Origin of the sequence: Faecalibacterium sp. DFI.5.82 (genome assembly GCF_029076575.1) — a bacterium.
Classification (GTDB): Bacteria; Bacillota; Clostridia; order Oscillospirales; family Ruminococcaceae; genus Faecalibacterium; species Faecalibacterium duncaniae.
In genome coordinates, this window is the sequence record NZ_JARFIS010000367.1 from 1 (window position 1) to 319 (window position 319).

1 protein-coding gene is annotated in these 319 nt (G+C 53.0%); it reads right to left on the bottom strand.

What is annotated here, in order from left to right; genetic code table 11:
* A partial coding sequence (locus tag P0G09_RS17025) for an ROK family protein (protein WP_275253259.1) occupies positions 1 to 215 on the bottom strand: 215 nt, incomplete at its 3' end.
* Positions 216 to 319 lie beyond the last annotated feature (104 nt).

Genomic DNA, 319 nt, shown 5'->3' on the forward strand with positions numbered 1-319 from the left:
CCGTTTCTGGTATCGATGCGGCCCGGCATAGAGATGGCGCAGCCCACGAACTGTCCCTGAAGGGGAGCGGCAAAGCCCTCGATGACCGCCAGAAGGTCAGCCATATTCGTCAGCGGTGTCGGAACCTTACCGCCGGAGATTTTCCGGGCCTGTTCATCGGCCAGGCTGTACTTGATGAAGGTTCCGCCGATGTCGATCAAAAGATACTGTTTCATATTATCTCCTGCTTTCTGTTGGTTGTTTTCAGACTCATGCAAAGCCCAACGCGGCAGCCAGCTCCACAGCTCCCTTTTCCGAATACTCAATACAAAATGATTTT